General features: G+C 35.4%; 21 protein-coding genes and 1 pseudogene. 12 read left to right on the top strand and 10 right to left on the bottom strand.

Translation table 11 applies throughout. The annotated features are described in order from the left end of the window. Positions 1 to 31 precede the first annotated feature (31 nt). The gene (gene yutH / locus ACUN0F_RS08100; RefSeq protein WP_048528362.1) at positions 32 to 1,033 is read left to right on the top strand and encodes a spore coat putative kinase YutH; all 1,002 of its coding nucleotides are present in this window, start codon (positions 32 to 34) and stop codon (positions 1,031 to 1,033) included. A gap of 60 nt (positions 1,034 to 1,093) precedes the next feature. Here yutH and ACUN0F_RS08105 read toward each other — a convergent pair whose 3' ends face one another. Beyond that, positions 1,094 to 1,309: a hypothetical protein gene (locus ACUN0F_RS08105; protein ID WP_001125489.1), complete on the bottom strand. Its 216-nt coding sequence runs from the start codon at positions 1,307 to 1,309 to the stop codon at positions 1,094 to 1,096. A 191-nt stretch (positions 1,310 to 1,500) separates the two neighbouring features. Next, the gene (locus ACUN0F_RS08110) at positions 1,501 to 1,737 is read right to left on the bottom strand and encodes a NifU family protein (protein ID WP_000431159.1); all 237 of its coding nucleotides are present in this window, start codon (positions 1,735 to 1,737) and stop codon (positions 1,501 to 1,503) included. 206 nt (positions 1,738 to 1,943) lie between these two features. Here ACUN0F_RS08110 and ACUN0F_RS08115 point away from each other — a divergent pair, with 206 nt between their 5' ends. From ACUN0F_RS08115 to phnA, 5 genes are all read left to right on the top strand, one after another. Then, positions 1,944 to 2,252, top strand: coding sequence for a YuzD family protein (locus ACUN0F_RS08115; RefSeq protein WP_000248590.1), 309 nt, complete (start codon positions 1,944 to 1,946; stop codon positions 2,250 to 2,252). 53 nt (positions 2,253 to 2,305) lie between these two features. After that, the gene (locus ACUN0F_RS08120; RefSeq protein ID WP_445539344.1) at positions 2,306 to 3,109 is read left to right on the top strand and encodes an aminoglycoside adenylyltransferase domain-containing protein; all 804 of its coding nucleotides are present in this window, start codon (positions 2,306 to 2,308) and stop codon (positions 3,107 to 3,109) included. 74 nt (positions 3,110 to 3,183) lie between these two features. After that, entirely contained in the window at positions 3,184 to 3,861 is a 678-nt protein-coding gene (locus tag ACUN0F_RS08125; protein WP_445539345.1) for a lysostaphin resistance A-like protein, read from the top strand. A gap of 329 nt (positions 3,862 to 4,190) precedes the next feature. Further along, positions 4,191 to 4,985: a DUF2628 domain-containing protein gene (locus ACUN0F_RS08130; RefSeq protein ID WP_445539346.1), complete on the top strand. Its 795-nt coding sequence runs from the start codon at positions 4,191 to 4,193 to the stop codon at positions 4,983 to 4,985. 235 nt (positions 4,986 to 5,220) lie between these two features. Next, positions 5,221 to 5,562: an alkylphosphonate utilization operon protein PhnA gene (gene phnA / locus ACUN0F_RS08135; protein WP_262724388.1), complete on the top strand. Its 342-nt coding sequence runs from the start codon at positions 5,221 to 5,223 to the stop codon at positions 5,560 to 5,562. A 197-nt stretch (positions 5,563 to 5,759) separates the two neighbouring features. Here phnA and ACUN0F_RS08140 read toward each other — a convergent pair whose 3' ends face one another. The 4 genes from ACUN0F_RS08140 to ACUN0F_RS08155 all read right to left on the bottom strand — a co-directional run bounded on the left by ACUN0F_RS08140 (position 5,760) and on the right by ACUN0F_RS08155 (position 8,732). Beyond that, a complete protein-coding gene (locus ACUN0F_RS08140) occupies positions 5,760 to 6,557 on the bottom strand; it encodes an ABC transporter permease (RefSeq protein ID WP_048542284.1) in 798 nt (265 codons plus the stop codon). Then, positions 6,541 to 7,200, bottom strand: coding sequence for an ABC transporter ATP-binding protein (locus tag ACUN0F_RS08145; RefSeq protein ID WP_445539347.1), 660 nt, complete (start codon positions 7,198 to 7,200; stop codon positions 6,541 to 6,543). Before ACUN0F_RS08145 ends, ACUN0F_RS08140 begins: the two co-directional genes overlap by 17 nt. A gap of 54 nt (positions 7,201 to 7,254) precedes the next feature. Continuing rightward, positions 7,255 to 7,428, bottom strand: a complete 174-nt coding sequence (locus tag ACUN0F_RS08150) for an aspartyl-phosphate phosphatase Spo0E family protein (RefSeq protein ID WP_001054620.1) — start codon at positions 7,426 to 7,428, stop codon at positions 7,255 to 7,257. 233 nt (positions 7,429 to 7,661) lie between these two features. Then, positions 7,662 to 8,732: an NAD(P)/FAD-dependent oxidoreductase gene (locus ACUN0F_RS08155; RefSeq protein WP_000682062.1), complete on the bottom strand. Its 1,071-nt coding sequence runs from the start codon at positions 8,730 to 8,732 to the stop codon at positions 7,662 to 7,664. 350 nt (positions 8,733 to 9,082) lie between these two features. Here ACUN0F_RS08155 and ACUN0F_RS08160 point away from each other — a divergent pair, with 350 nt between their 5' ends. From ACUN0F_RS08160 to ACUN0F_RS08170, 3 genes are all read left to right on the top strand, one after another. Then, positions 9,083 to 9,322, top strand: coding sequence for a YuzB family protein (locus tag ACUN0F_RS08160; RefSeq protein ID WP_000595025.1), 240 nt, complete (start codon positions 9,083 to 9,085; stop codon positions 9,320 to 9,322). Positions 9,323 to 9,560: 238 nt separating this feature from the next. Continuing rightward, positions 9,561 to 10,427, top strand: coding sequence for a diaminopimelate epimerase (gene dapF, locus ACUN0F_RS08165; RefSeq protein ID WP_264461620.1), 867 nt, complete (start codon positions 9,561 to 9,563; stop codon positions 10,425 to 10,427). Positions 10,428 to 10,468: 41 nt separating this feature from the next. Then, positions 10,469 to 10,822: a HesB/IscA family protein gene (locus ACUN0F_RS08170; RefSeq protein ID WP_000573830.1), complete on the top strand. Its 354-nt coding sequence runs from the start codon at positions 10,469 to 10,471 to the stop codon at positions 10,820 to 10,822. A gap of 139 nt (positions 10,823 to 10,961) precedes the next feature. Here ACUN0F_RS08170 and ACUN0F_RS08175 read toward each other — a convergent pair whose 3' ends face one another. Continuing rightward, positions 10,962 to 11,525 (bottom strand): GNAT family N-acetyltransferase, encoded by a 564-nt coding sequence (locus ACUN0F_RS08175; RefSeq protein WP_264461619.1) that lies wholly within the window; start codon positions 11,523 to 11,525, stop codon positions 10,962 to 10,964. A gap of 176 nt (positions 11,526 to 11,701) precedes the next feature. Between ACUN0F_RS08175 and ACUN0F_RS08180 the strand changes: the two are divergent. After that, a pseudogene (locus tag ACUN0F_RS08180) lies at positions 11,702 to 11,799 on the top strand (O-methyltransferase); the annotation flags it as partial. Between the two features lie 105 nt (positions 11,800 to 11,904). After that, on the top strand, positions 11,905 to 12,258 hold the full coding sequence (locus tag ACUN0F_RS08185) for a YxeA family protein (protein ID WP_445539348.1): 354 nt from the start codon (positions 11,905 to 11,907) through the stop codon (positions 12,256 to 12,258). Positions 12,259 to 12,285: 27 nt separating this feature from the next. Here the strand turns inward: ACUN0F_RS08185 and ACUN0F_RS08190 are convergent, their stop codons facing one another. Beyond that, positions 12,286 to 12,747 (bottom strand): DUF523 domain-containing protein, encoded by a 462-nt coding sequence (locus ACUN0F_RS08190; RefSeq protein ID WP_000635508.1) that lies wholly within the window; start codon positions 12,745 to 12,747, stop codon positions 12,286 to 12,288. An 80-nt stretch (positions 12,748 to 12,827) separates the two neighbouring features. Here ACUN0F_RS08190 and ACUN0F_RS08195 point away from each other — a divergent pair, with 80 nt between their 5' ends. Next, complete coding sequence (locus ACUN0F_RS08195) at positions 12,828 to 13,709, top strand: helix-turn-helix domain-containing protein (RefSeq protein ID WP_445539349.1); 882 nt, start codon at positions 12,828 to 12,830, stop codon at positions 13,707 to 13,709. A 17-nt stretch (positions 13,710 to 13,726) separates the two neighbouring features. Here the strand turns inward: ACUN0F_RS08195 and ACUN0F_RS08200 are convergent, their stop codons facing one another. Beyond that, positions 13,727 to 14,974: an MFS transporter gene (locus ACUN0F_RS08200; protein WP_046953592.1), complete on the bottom strand. Its 1,248-nt coding sequence runs from the start codon at positions 14,972 to 14,974 to the stop codon at positions 13,727 to 13,729. Between the two features lie 174 nt (positions 14,975 to 15,148). Further along, positions 15,149 to 15,628 (bottom strand): GyrI-like domain-containing protein, encoded by a 480-nt coding sequence (locus tag ACUN0F_RS08205; RefSeq protein WP_264461618.1) that lies wholly within the window; start codon positions 15,626 to 15,628, stop codon positions 15,149 to 15,151. Between the last annotated feature and the right edge of the window lie 401 nt (positions 15,629 to 16,029).

Consider the following 16,029-nt stretch of genomic DNA (forward strand, 5'->3'; position numbering starts at 1 on the left):
ATATAAAGAAAAACCATAGGTGGCGACTGCGATGATTCATCATATTTATGAGCATTATCATATGCATGTTAAAGAATTAATCCCCCTTGGCCCCTATAAAAGCTTTTGGATTCGCAACAAAATTTATGTACTTGTTCCAATTGGAGAAATGGAGGAAGAAGTACTTGTAGAGATGAAAAAGCTCAGTGATTATATGAACCAGCAAGGGGATATAACTGTAGCGACTTTCGTTCCGACTATACACGGGTACTATGTAAGTGAGATAGAAGAACAAAATTATTGCTTATTAAAAGGTATGCGTGCGTTAGAACGACATGCTACATCATTAGGAAGTGAGCTTTCTATATTCCATAAACGAGGTGCATTCTTTCCAGAAGAAATCGAGCAATTAAGCCGCATAGGCGAATGGAAAGCGTTATGGGAAAAAAGGCTCGATCAATTAGAAAAGTTTTGGCAATCACAAGTGATGAACCACCCTACAGACGTATTCGATCAATTGTTTATTGAATCCTTCCCGTATTACTTAGGGGTTGCAGAAAATGCAATTCAGTATGTTGTCGATACGGAGATGGATGATACGCCGCAACTAACTGATGCAGCAACAATTTGCCAAGAACGATTTACACCCTTATTATGGCATCAAACGAAGCGTCTTAAACTTCCTTTCGATTGGGTGTATGATCACCCAACTCGAGATATGGCAGAATTAATCCGCTATATGATGATAGAAAAAAAGAAAGACTGGGAGCAAACAATCGTTCAATTTGTTACAGATTATGAACGGAATTATTCGCTATCCTCATTTGGTTGGCGCCTATTATTTGCAAGGCTCCTGTTTCCACTTCACTATTTTGAAACAGTCGAACGATATTACCAAACGGGAAATGAAGAACAAAAAAGCATATATAGAGATCGCTTAGAAGCCATTTTACACGATGTGAACCGCTCTGAGCAATTTATGAAGCACTTTTATGGCTCACTTCGTTTACCAGTCGATAAGTTAGGGATTAGGAAATTAGATTGGCTATCTTAAAATATAAAAAAGAGACCGATTGAGGTCTCTTTTTTATATATCACAATTGTATGTAATACATTATGCCCCTACCTGTTGATCTGCACATATATTTAAAATGAATTGATGTCTTTCGATTTTTTCATTTACTTTACTCAATAATTCTTGCTGGATTTCTTTAAATAAAAATTGATAGCTCGCATTCCATGTTGGTATAACGGATGAAAGGTCTAATAAATACTCTTTTTTCTTTTCTAGTTCTTGAATTGTTAAGAAAGTGTTCCCCATTTTTGGCATGTGTCGTCCCCCTATGTTTTTTACTTTTATATGTGTGAACGATTCTATAGTATTAATTATCTCACTTTTTGAGAAGGATTTCCAATTTTGTTTTATGATGTTAAAGGAGAAGTGTTATTTGAATAAAAAAAGAGACCCAAATGGGTCTCTTTCTAGGAAACGATTCTGAACGAGCCGCTTCCGCTTTTAGATTAAAATACTTGTTCTACTTCAATAACGCCTGGTACTTCTTCAAGTAATGCGCGTTCGATACCAGCTTTTAGTGTGATTGTAGAACTTGGGCAGCTTCCGCAAGCACCCATAAGGCGTAATTTTACGATACCTTCTTCAATGTCTACTAACTCAACGTCTCCGCCATCGCGAAGTAAGAATGGACGTAATTTATCTAATACTTCTAGTACTTGTTCTTGCATATGTGGGTTTTCCATTTTTATCGACTCCTTTCATCAGTTTTATTATAATCAAGATAGAGGGGAAAATCTATTTTTTCTGTTCTTGTTTTAATGTCGAAATTTTTTATCATGTTTACAACGTGTTTTTTCAGTATAGGGGTATGGAATAAGTTTGTAAAATGATGTGCTTATGTACTAAGACATCTGAATATACTGTTGAAACAAGAAGTGGGGGAGAAGAAATGGTTAATGTGCAAGTGTATGGGACGAAAGTAATTTGTGCGAGCTGCGTTGGAATGCCATCTTCAACAGAAACGTTTGAGTGGCTACAAGCGGCGATTGGTCGTAAATATGAAGGACAAGAAAATAAATTTAATTTCGAGTATATTGATTTTCAAGAAGAACAAGAAGATGAAGATAAAAAAGCATTCGCAGAGCGCGTAGTGGAGGAAGATCTATTTTATCCAGTTGTTCTTGTAAATGGAGAAATTGTTGGAGAAGGAAATCCTCGTTTGAAGGATGTTTACGAAGAAATCGAGAAATATTTATAAAGCAGGAAGTCTTTGCGAATTCGCAAAGGCTCTTTTTTATTGGAGGGATAGATGTGAAAAATGGAGTGAAGCATGCGTTACCAACGGAAGTACGACAGTTAATGGAGCGGTACACAGTAGAATTAAAAGAAATTTTTTTGGATGAAAAAATAGTCGGGGTATATATTTACGGCTCCATCGCACTCGGTGCATTTCATGTAGAAACGAGCGATGTTGATTTTGTTACGGCAATAAGTGATTCCGTGAATGAGGCTGAAAAACAACAACTTGTAGAATTACATAAGAAACTTAGTGGTAGTACGTTAGGCAAAAGAATGGACGGTATGTATATTCCGCTTGCTGATTTAGGGAAATACAATGATGAAATGAATGAGTACGTGTATTGTGCAGATGGTAAAGCGAATATAGGTCATTGGGATATTAATGCGGTCACATGGTGGACGTTAAAAAATCAAGGTATTACAGTTACAGGGAAAGAAGCTGAAGATCTTTCGTTTCAAATAAGTTGGGATGATGTAGTAAATACGATGAAATACAACGTAGAAAAGTACTGGAGTGAAAAAGCGAAGCAACCATATTTATTTTTCGTAGAAGAGTGGGTAGAATCAGCGGTCGTTACGATGGGACGTATTTTATATACGTTAGAGAATAAAACAATTGTCTCAAAAGATAGAGGATTGCAATACTTGTTAGAACGTTCAGGGGAAGAATGGGAGCTTTTATTAAAAGAAGTAGCGAGAATACGGCAGAACCCAAAAGAAAAGCGAATGCTCTCAAGGTGGAGAAGGGCAGATGTGACGAGGAGGTATTTATTGCATTTAATTGAAATATGTAGAGAGAAATGGACGATACAGTAAATTGTATCGTCTATTTTTGCATTGAAATTGGTATATAATGTATTAAAAGGTTTAATTATACTGGAGGGGATAGGATGAATACAGAATTAGCTACATATGAAGAAAAGAATGTACAAATGAGTATGCGCGAAATAATTAGCATGATAATAATTATTTTTGGGGTAATGTATGGAATCGGTTTTTTGAACCTTATATATGATTCTTCCTTATATCCATGGTATGTAGATTATCTTATTCCGCCTGTAACAGTTCTTACTATTATCTTAATATATTCACCAGCGAGAAATTACTGTGTACATTTATTAAAAACAATACAGTTCAATAATTTTAAGCATTATGTAACGATAGTAATGACAATGATCGTGCTGCTTATATATATTGCAGTATTAAATTTAGTTTTACCACATGGGCTTCGTGTGAATGAATCTAATATAGTAATAGAGCCTACTAAAAGTGAAATCATTTTATACGTAGTTGTACTCACTGTTTTTGCACCAATTTGGGAAGAGCTTGTATTCCGAGGTATGTTTTTTATGAAATTATCTCAGCGCTTCTCTATACTTAGCAGTGCCGTTATAAGTGCTTCTATATTTACTTTAGGTCATCCCCTTACAGTAGGTAGTGTTTTATATATTTTTGGTGGCGGTATATGTTTAGCTTATACGTATAAGAAAACAAATAACTTACTCGTTCCATGGGGAATTCATTTATTAAATAATTCATTTTTCATATTAGTAAATTTTCAACTGTAAAAAGACGCCTTTTTGAAAAGGGCGTCTTTCGTATTTTGTATTAGGTGGAAAAGGCTTTACAAGTATTATGTAGAGGAAAGGTAATACAAAATATAAATAGTTTCATGTGAAACATTTTTATTATTAAATATGTAAAATGATTAACTTAGTGTATTAAATGTATCATTCATAAGTATTCTAATATATTTAAAAGTAAAATAGAATAATAAACGGATAATTGTCGGAATATATTCAATTTCCGTTCATTTTTATGAAATATATGTACTTTTTGTTAGATTCCTTCTATTTCTTTCTATAAAATACATGTATGCAGAAAGAAGAAAAGGATGATGTACGTGAAGGACACTGTTTTACAAGAAACAAATTCCCCGCAAGAGTTGCATAAAGTTGTTCAAAAGAATACAGCTTATTATGACTTTAAGTGGGGCAAAGTAGAAAATCCAGCGCAAGGGAATACGTGGAATTGGGTAGCCTTTTTCTTCCCAACTTTTTGGTTAGCTTATCGTAAAATGTATAAGTTGTTTATTATACTTACGTTATTGGCGGTACCTAGTATCGTTGTAACTCCTTTTATAGATATTCCAGATGGGATTTATTTAACATGTAGTTTAGTTCTTCAATTAGGAACGATGATATTTACTGGATGGCAAGGAAACCGTTTATATTATAAGCATGCTGTTCGTGTTCTACATAAGGGGGAAAATACGCCTGATCATGAGAAGGCATATTACTTACAATTAAAGGGTGGCGCTAGTTTTGCTGGTATGGTTGGTTTACACATCATAGTAGGGTTAGTATTTGGCGGAGCCACGTTCGGACTCTCCCTTTTACCAACTGAGCCGAATATTAAAAATGTTGTTCGTTCAAGTAGTGAAGGTATTACTTTAGAGGTTATGACGGATAATCCAACTTGGAAGTTTGTGAAGAAAGAAGACGATTATGACGTAATAGAGTTTACTGGTTATGATTATACAGAGAAGAAAAACGTGAAAATTAAATTTGCTGTTTACTTCAGTGAAGACTATTTTGAATGGCAAGAAGTATATGAGAATAATAAGAAGTTAAGTGAAGAAGAGTTAGAAGAGTATCAATTTTACATTGAAGAAAATGGTTGGGGGTTCTAGTCAGAACTCGTTCATTTTGAAAAGAAGAATCTTGTGAAGGTTCTTCTTTTTTATTGTAAAACACCATATGAATTGAAATTTTGTAAAATACAATAAAAAATGAGAATTTGAGGTAGGCTTGTCAATAACGTAAGACTATGGCACTATAAAGAAATGCTATACAAATTTTATTTATCGAGATGTAAACATCAATTTTGATTTTTACGTATAAATAATGAACGGAGGAAATGAATTTATGGCTACTTTACCAAATTGTCCAAAATGTAATTCAGAATATACGTATGAGGATGGCGTTCTTTTCGTATGTCCAGAATGTGCTCATGAGTGGAGCCAAGAAGCAGAAGCTGAAAATAATGATGGTGCAAAAGTTGTAAAAGATGCGAACGGAAACGTTCTTCAAGACGGCGATGCTGTTACTGTTATTAAAGATTTAAAGGTAAAAGGAACTTCTTCAGTTGTGAAGATCGGTACGAAAGTAAAGAGTATCCGTCTAGTTGATGGCGATCACGATATCGATTGCAAAATCGACGGTTTCGGAGCAATGAAGTTAAAATCACAATTCGTTAAGAAGGCGTAAATAAAAAGAGGAGGCGAATAGGCCTCCTCTTTTTATTATGTCATTTTTTGTCGGTAAGTCGATATTCCTTGTCGAATCGCCGATATATTTCAAAAATCGTTGATATATTTTGAGTTATGATAGATATATTCGAAAAATCGTCGATATAATTTCACTCACCGAGAACGGTGCATCATTTACCAAGCGAGAGTTACGATTCACTTCGCAGCATAGTCAATCTCTTTCAACTGACACCGCTTATTAAAGAATGTTTTATATCCAAGCTGTAAGAAGATAATAACAGCAAAGGCAGTACTTCCTGAAATACCAAGTATAATGGCGATTTGATATTGAATGGCTGTAAATGGTGATACACCAGATAAGATTTGACCAGTCATCATGCCTGGTAAGCTTATAATCCCCATTCCGACCATAGAATTGATTGTTGGTAAAATAGCAGAGTCAAAAGCGTCTCGTATGAGCGGCGCAGCGGCTTCTTTCGGTGTTGCGCCGAGCATAAGTGCGCCTTCAATTTGACCTCTTTGCGATTTCATATTGTTTAAGAACGTATTTGCACCGAGAGAAACGCCTGTCATCGCATTCCCGACTAACATTCCCGTAATCGGAACGATATATTGCGGCGCATACCAAGGGTCGTGACCGATAATAACAAAGATAAATAGTAGAAGTGGCCCAATTGATCCGGCAACCATGGAAAGCGCGGCTACTCGTTTTAATTCTTTAGACATCGGGATATTGACTCGTTTATAAATATTAAAAATTGCAAAGGTAGTAATAGAAGTAATAAGGGCAATTGTATAAAATGGATTACTATTTTCAAATACGTATGTTAAGACATATGCAACAAGTACGAGCTGAATCGTCATACGGAATGTTGCGAGCGCAATTTGTTTTTCACGCGGAATCCCTTTTAATTTTACAAGTCCAATTAAAATAAGAATAAAAATATATGCAGCGGCAAGTTGCCAAATTTGGAGTTCAATAACGCCCTTCAACTGAGAGCACTTCCTTTCTAGTTGCACCGTTTGTTTTACTAATTTCAATAATATCGTCTGCAATTTCTTCTGGAAGTTGTTGTGAGTGTGTAATGAAGATAACTGTTTTTTTCTTTTCTCTTGCTAGCATAGTAAATTGTTTCATAACGCGGCGTTCTGTATCGCTATCTAGTGCCGAGGTTGGTTCATCTAATAAATAAACAGGTGGATCCATAAGTACGATACGCGCAAAAGCAAGTCGTTGTTTTTCCCCGCCTGATAATGAATCAGCGTTGTCTTCTAAATTTTTTTCTAAGCTAACAGTCGTTAATGCGCTTCGCAAGGCATCGTCATTTGGAAATGGTTTTTCAGAAAAACGAAGTCCCATTATTAGATTGTCTTTAATCGTTCCATCAAAAATAGGTGGCGTTTGCCCAAGCATGACTACGTCACGTCGTAATTGAATAGGAGGATAATCAGAAATCAGTATTCCGTTATATTTAATTGTACCGGATGTTGGAGATTGCAAATCATTTAGCATACGGAGCAATGTACTTTTTCCGCTCCCACTCTCACCGATAATACATGTGATTTTTTCTTTTTGAATCTGTAAATAAGGAATGTGTAGTATATCTTTATATGTAACGTCTTTTAATATAAACATAGATGGCTCCTTTCTGATTCTAGTTCTATCGTATCAAAAAAGAGAGGATAACGGTTATAAAGAACAACGTTTTTTCTTCGTCTTGAGTTCTATTAATAAGTTAAGTAAACGATCTAATTCTTGGCTGAAAGAAATCACTTTATCATGAGTGAATCCGTACTTTTCAACGAGATAGATCAATTCTTTCTTCTTCGCTTCTATTCGATCGTTTAGTTTCGTTAAGTTCATAAGTGAAATGGAATACCTCCTGTAAAAGTATTTACAACATAAAAAATAAGACCGAATGACTCCGGTCTTAAAGGAAATAATAAAACAACTTATAAATAGCATACACTGTTTATCGATAGTTTTTAATATAAAAATGAAAAATAAATCATCATCCATATTGAGAAAGATGTGTCTGATAATTATATTGTAACTCATAAAAGAGACTGCCTATTTAGTAGACAGCCTGTAAAGTATTAACCTTTATGATATTTGTACATCCAAAGAAGACCGGATTTTAATAATCTCGGTACACGTCCCATTAATGGTTGGTTTGCAAGTAAACCAAAGCCGTGCTTCTTACCAAGAGAGCCGAGAACACCTTTTAATTTAATTACAGGTAGTTCGTCAGGAAGTGGTTCATTATTCCAACGTTTCAATAATATTTGGACAATTTGCTCTCCTTGACCTTCAGCAAGTTGTGCAGATGGAGCGTGTGGAAGTGCTGCGCAATCTCCTACAACATACACGTGCTCGTTATTTGGAATATTGTGATATTTTGTTAAAACAACCCGTCCGCTACCATCTTGTTCAACTGGAAGGTTTCGAACAACTTCATTTGCTTGAATACCAGCTGTCCAGACGATTGCATCACATTCAAGTGGTTCATCGTGGTTGTACACAATATTTGGTTCTACTTTTGTAATGTTAGAGTTTCGTATAATAGTAACCTTATGTTTTACGAACCATTCTTCTACGTATCTACTTAATTTCTCTGGATATGGGAATAGAATTCTATCTTTTCGATCAAATAAGTGAATTTTTAAATCAGAACGGCTTTCGCGAAGTTCACTTGCAACTTCAACGCCACTTAATCCAGCACCAACGACAGCTACTGTTGCGTTTGGTTCTAGACTATTTAATTGTTCATATGTCTTACGTGTTTGTTCAATCGATTGTAGGCTATGTGTATATTCCTTCGCCCCAGGAACGTTATGATATTTATCCTCACAGCCAAGACCGATAATTAAATCATCATATGGGATTGCTTCGCCGCCATCGAGATGAACAGCTTTTTCTTCGAGATCAATATTTGTTATTGTGCCGTATTGAATATTGAGGCGTGGGTGCTCGGGAAACGGTATACGAATATGTGTTTCTGAAATAGTACCCGCAACTAATGCATAATATTCAGTTTTGAAGCAATGGTATGGTACTTTGTCGATTAATGTCACTTGTACATCATCTGGAAGTTGGTTGCTTGGAAGTAGCCGCTGCAGAATTCTCATTCCACCGTAGCCGCCACCTAGTATTACGAGGTGTTTCATGATGGATTACCCCTTTTCTGTTGAAATATCCCCTAATCATACAATTTTATATTAATAAAATATTTTGACTTTACTCAATCAAATTATATCGAATTTGTGAACAAATAACAATGCATGAATGAATACTCTGTTGTACAATAAGAAGAAAAGTAAAGTAAACTGTTTTTCCTTTTTAATTACTATTTCATTGCGAGCAGCATGTTATATAAAATAAGTCCATCTACTTTGAAGTGAAATAGTGAAGTAACTAAATAGTTTAGAATGTATAACGAAAACAACAAGAGACAGCTTAGTTTTCTTCTTATAGATAGTCAGAAGGTAATTTGTTTTGTAGTACAGGGGGGAGAATTTTGATTAAACCATTAATTGAATTTTGTGTAGGTAACCTTGCGAGTGGTTCACAAGCAGCTTTAGAGAAATTAGAAAAAGATCCGAATTTAGATGTAATGGAATATGGTTGTTTAGGATATTGTGGTATTTGTTTTGAAGGGCCGTTTGCACTTGTAAATGGTGAAGTCGTACAAGGTGCTACAGTAGAAGAACTGGTCAATAATGTATATGATTATTTGGATGAAAATCCAATGTTTTAAGGTGTTGCAATCAGCAGCACCTTTTTCTATTAGATAAAATCTTCTTTCGCGGGGGAGGATAATATTGTATATAAATAAAAAAGGCCCTTGTAGAAGGGCTTTTTTTATTACACAATTTGTGCAAGAATGGCTCATCGCCAAATGTTGTCAAATATGAGAAACGGGGGACATTCATATTGTGTTCTAAAAGCGTGCATTTTATACTTAAAATAACAAACTATTTTTGGAGTGAATACAAATGAGCCAATTTTCTTTTACAAAAATGCATGGTCTTGGCAATAGTTATATATATGTAAATATGTTTGAAGAACAAATTCCTGAAGAAGATTTAGTTCTTGTGGCGGAAAAGGTTTCAAATATTAATACTGGTATTGGAGCAGATGGAATGATTTTAATTTGTCCATCTGACGTAGCTCCGGTGAAAATGCGCATGTTTAATAATGATGGTTCAGAAGGAAAGAGCTGTGGTAACGGTTTACGCTGCGTAGCGAAATATGCGTATGAGCATAAACTAGTAGAAGAAACAGTTTTCACAATTGAAACGTTAGCTGGTATTGTAACAGCGGAAGTAACGGTAGAAGAAGGGAAAGTTACGTTAGCGAAAATCGATATGGGAGCACCGCGTTTAACACGTGCAGAAATACCGATGCTTGGTGAAGGTGAAACACCATTTATTCGTGAAAACTTCTTATACAATAATCATCGTTATGCATTTACAGCCGTTTCAATGGGGAATCCGCATGCGGTTATTTTTGTTGATGATGTAGAGCAAGCACCTCTTACAACACTTGGTCCAGTCCTGGAGACACATGAAATGTTCCCAGAGCGAGTAAATGTTGAATTCGTCGAAATTTTGAATGATGCAGAGATGAACTTCCGTGTTTGGGAACGTGGATCTGGTGTAACACAAGCTTGCGGAACAGGGGCGTGTGCTGCAGTTGTAGCCTCTATTTTAAATGGGAAAATGGAACGTGGTAAGGAAATTACAGTTCATTTAGCTGGCGGCGATTTAATGATCGCATGGACAGAAGAAGGCAATGTGTTAATGAAAGGACCAGCAGAAGTAATTTGCCGCGGAGTGTATGAGTACAAGATAGAAGCGTAAAGATGTATAATAGAATGAGAACAGAAAGGATGGTGTATTTCATGATTGAAGTAACAGAACAAGCAGCTTTTCAAATTAAAGATATGTTAAAAGATGCTGAAGATGGAGAGAAGTACGTGCGCCTTGCTGTACATGGCGGCGGATGTACTGGCCTTTCTTACGGGTTAGGATTTGAAGTAGAACCAAAAGAAGACGACACAGTTCTTGAGTTTTTCGGTGTTGAATTTGTTATCGATACAGAAAGTGCTCCGATTGTTAAAGGAGTAAAAATTGATTATAAACAATCTATGCTTGGCGGCGGATTTACAATCGACAATCCAAACGCAATCGCATCATGCGGATGTGGATCATCTTTCCGTACGGCGACGAATGCTGGTAAGCCGGAAGAGTGCTAAGCTTTTAGCAGAAATAGAAAAAGACCTTTTTAGCGATGAAATAAAATCGTTAAGGAGGTCTTTTCTTTTGTTGCAAAAAATTAAAAACGTCGCCTTCCCAATTTAAAAACCGACCTTGTTGCATAACGAATTTTAAAATCTAATTTATCTTTGCATAGATGCGAGTATTAGTTAGTTGTTTGCCGTCAGCTGAAAGATCTTCGTTACGTAATGTCCCTTCAAGCTCAAAACCTAGTTTTTCAGGAATCGCACGACTTTTCTTGTTATTACATTCACATCGTATTTCAATCCTTCTAAATTTGAATAACTGAAATCCAAGGTTTATTAACGCACTTACTGTTTCTGTCATATATCCATGACCACTAAATTGCGTGTTAATCCAGTATCCAACTTCACATTTAGAAACTTTCCAATCAATTGCGTGAAGGCTGGCAGTTCCGATAAAAGCATTCGTCTCCTTATGGTAAATAAGATAGCGAAAGCTTTCTCTTTTCAAAAAATCTATATGTGCATTTCTCAGGAGAATTTCCGTTTCTTCAACAGTAGGAATTGACTGGAATAAAAGTAGCCATTGCTTTAATTCACTAATGGAATCTTTAATAGCTTCGTGTACTATATCCCCTTCACCAGCTTGAAGTGGAGCTCGAAGAATGAGTCTGTCTGTTTCTATTTGTAACGGAACATCCAATAAAATAGGATTCATATTATTTCTCCCCTCAAAAGCTAGAAAACAATAAATATATATTCCATTCATTATTTAGAAATCCCTTTTCATATATTGAAAACGAAACCGCTAGTTGGTTGAGTAAGGAATTATTATTTTTCATCTATTTTCTTACGATTGTTGTCTTTTGCATAATTAGAGGTTGGTTTATGTGTATGAAGAAGTTTAACGAAGTAGTAGCAACTCATCTGAGTTTAGAATCCGTACTCATTCCAATTGGTGACGGATGACGGTTTCTAAAGTGCAGAAATAATTAATATCTTACAAAAGTGTAATGTTCATGTCATGTTTTTGAATTTCTTCTTTAAAGCTTAGGCTTTAAGATAACAATATAAGAAAAACACATGAGGTGAAGGAAATGAAAAGATATATTGCACTTTTTAGCATTTTAGTTGTATTTGCAAGCCTATTAGTTGGTTGTGATTTAAATCGTATGGGTAAAGATGAGTATTACGTTCAAATTACAGTAGACGGAAAAGAGTATAATGGTAAATCTGATAACGGAGAGCCATACAAACATTTTGAGTATAAATTAAAAGGGTTTGATAAAGAAGGAAAAGAAAAAGAATTAGAATTCACAGCTCAAAAAAACTTACGTAAAGATGCATTCCTACGTGTATATCATTCAGATAAAAAAGGTGTATCAGCTTGGGAAGAAGTAAAGAAAGATGAGCTTCCTGCAAAAGTGAAAGAAAAATTAAGTGTGAAATAAGACAGAAGAAGGAATTGACGAACAGGGTCAATTCCTTTTTATATTCTCAAAATCCTCTTCTGAAATGACTTTAAATCCATGTCTTTTGAATAAAGCAGTTGTTACCCCGTAACCAGTTTGCTTATTCCCGTTAAATTCTCCAGTGTAAATCGTAGAACTACCACAAGATGGACTGCGTTCTTTCAAAATAATATATTCAGGATGTAAACCTTTCATTTGTTCTAGAGCTTTATAAGCGCCATTCACAAATGCTTCTGTGACATCTTCACCGTCTTTTGTCATCACTTTTGCTTTTCCATCCAAAACGTCATCGCCATTCCCGCCAATAATTTCAGCTGAGGGACGAGGCGTTGGCAATCCTCCTAATACTTCAGGGCAAACAAGTAAGGTATCTTCTCTTTGTAATAACTCCTCTATTTTTGAAACGAGATTGTCATTTCCATCATACCGACAAGCGATACCACCTAAACAAGCGCTAATTACGATCATATTTTCATCTCCACTAAAAAAATATTAAATATCACGCCAATTTCTCTTCCTGCTTCTTACCTATAAATGAGGTGATAAAAATGGGAAGCTTATATAGCTTAATGAAACCATATAGTGAATTTCGAAGTAAAGAAGAGTTTAATACATACCAAAAACAAGTTTTGAAGTGCTATCGATTTCAATTGAATAAAACGGATGTTATTATTATTCATTTTTTAGGAAAGTATGCAGTGAATGAGAAACAGAAAACAGTGGGAGTTGCTTGTCCGTTAATGGAGACGATTGCGACGAATATTGGAAAAAGTATTCGTACAGTACGCCGCTCAATTGCAAAGTTAGAGGAACTAGGAATTATAAAACGTGTTGCGACAAAAGAAAGATATAAGCGCGGCGGTTATAGTGCGAACTTATATGTATTTCTTATATCTGCAATTGACCGTATGGATGACCGTATGAAAATGTCCGCATGTGAAAGTGAGGAATATGCAGATGGCTGTAGTAAAAATGAGCAAAAATATGAGGGGGAAACAATTCTTTCTAAAAACATTCCACAAATAAAAGAAAATAGAAAAGAAACGTACGAGCTTGATGAGACGTATTGCCGTCACGATATACCGAAGCCTTTTATATACGCACTTGTGCCGATGACGCGTAATCCGAAGAAGATTAATATATTTTGGAGTAAGGTGGAACTTGCATATAAAAAGAGCGGGTTACTAGAGCAAGGTGTGTTACTGGAGCAAATATTAGCGGATGAAGAAGTGTATGGAAACTTCATTTGGCGAGTAAAGAGTGTTGTGAGAGCGTATAAATACGGGGAAATCCGTAAAAATGTGAAGGCGCTTCTATATAGTACAGTGCGGGATCTATTTTTAGAGGTTGGATTAGAATGGGGAGCAGCTGTGAGAAGGAGTAAGGGGATAACGTTATTTGATCCGTTTAAAAAAGAGCCATGCATATAATACATGACTCCAAGTAGTTAATCAAACTTCCTTACAACTGGAACACGAATCGCTACAAATAGTACGAAGACGATAACGGCGATTGCACCGCTTTTCATAACGGTTACGATTGGAATTCCTATTGCAAGTGCGATTGATGTGAATGCATAAGAAAGCGGGATAAAGCCCATTGATGAGAGCATAAGTAGACTCATTACGCGTCCCATCATTTCTTCTTTTACTGTCGATTGAATCATCGCCATAAGCGGAACGATAGCCATTGCAATTGTAATACCGTAAAACATGCCAGCTAATAATGCTTGCCAAAGTACGGTGCTAAAGTTGATGGATAAGAAGAATACACCAGACAGTAGCATCATGATAATGCAAAATAGACCGCGTCTGCGATTAATATTTTTTAAACCGACAATGACAGCACCTATTGCCATTCCGCCGCCGACAGATGCTTCTAAGTAACTAAACTGAAGCGAATCACCGTGCAGAACATTTTTAACGAAAAGCGGGAAACCGACTTGCATCGGACCGATTAAAAATAAGTTTAAAAAGGCGCTACAAAGAAGGAAAGTTGAAAGGAATGGTGATTCCTTTACATATAAAATTCCTTCTTTAATAGAAGTAAACATGCCTTTGTCTGTATTTTGCTGTTCTGGCATCGTAAATTGTATTTTTTGAACGAGTATGGCTGCGACGATCAGTAATAAAATCGTGATCGAAAAGATCGTTTCATAGTTCGTAAATTTGATAAGAATTCCGCCAAGTACAGGACCTAAGATGACCGATGCTTGGTTTGACATTTGTGTAAGTGAATTTGCTTGTGTTAAACGGCTTTTTTCTACAAGTTCAGGTAAGATAGATCCATCAGCTGACCAGAAAAAAGCATCAGCAAGCCCAAAGAATAAAGCGAATAAAGCAAATGTATATAGTGTTACATCACCTACGATGAACCATGTAAGGATGGTTGCGACGAGAATAGCACGAATAATATTAGAATAAAACATAATGTTTTTTTTCGGGAATTTATCAGCTACAGCGCCGCCGATAATCATAAAAATAAGCCTTGGAACACTAAGAGCTACGAAAACAACACCGAGTGAAGCCTCAAGGTTTAATGTTTTTGCTATGTACCACGTTTGTGAAAAAGTAAAAAAGGCTAAAGCAAAACTTGAAAAAAGAGTAGCTGCCCAAAGGAAAAGGAAATTCGTATTTTTTAATAATGGTTTCGCATTTTCTTTTAAAGCAGATTTATTTTGTTGTAGTTCCTCCATATTGCTTCCTTTCTATGTGACAAATTTAAACTAAAAAACCTATTAACAATCGTTTTATACAGTTTCTAATATTTCTATACTGCACTTTCTCATTGTAGACAATAATGTTGAATTTGCACAGTGGCTATTTAACGACAAAAAAGAAGATACCAAATGGTATCTTCTTTTTGTCGTTTAGGCTAATGCAATATAAATATCTAATTGTACGTTGTTTGGATCTGTTGCTTTTTCATCATAAAGCTCAAAATCTGTTGTAAAAGCACGTTTGTTTTCTTTTGACCATTTCCAAATATATTCCCAAGCCTCGCAAACGACTTCAGCAACTGGTCCCTTTCTCGTTGTAAATACCGCATACGTAGCGGCAGGTATTGTTAAAGTTGTCATATTTTCAGGTACGTCTTCTAATGAAGAAACGGGCATACCGATTGTAAATTGATATGTACCAGTTTCATCTGATTCGTAATTTGAGTAGAAAGCGAATGTTTCTTTCGTTTGTTGATTTGGGATGTGATGCATCATTTGTTCTTGGAAGTATTGGTTCCAGAGCCCTGGAATTTTTCCTTCAGTAGATGCCTCTTTTTCATTCGTCGTCGTAATCGAAACACCGATTGCTTGGAAAGCTTCTTTTTTTACGATAGTAGGTTCGTTTATCATGAAAAATTCCTCCTTCGAATAAGAACATTTGTTCTTGTTTTAATATAACATATTTTTACATGTAACGGATACTATTTTTCGAAAATTTTAATGATAAATAACAAACTGAAATAAGTAAAAAATGGTAAATTTATCATTGTATGTATAAATAGATTATGGAGTATGTTAAGATTTTTATGTATCCTTTAACTGTTATATAAACCTATATCATAGGGGATTTTTCCTATATTAAAAAATGGTAGAGGTTTATATGAGTATCCGATATATATACTATTTTTGATAAATTAAAATAGTAATATTCTATGAGATTTGTATTGTTGAAATAGGAATTTCAATGACGCATCTTCGTAGGACGGATTGTTGCGAGTGGATATATATTTTTATGTTTTCGTCTATAAGTA

The organism is Bacillus sp. 1A, assembly GCF_052682215.1.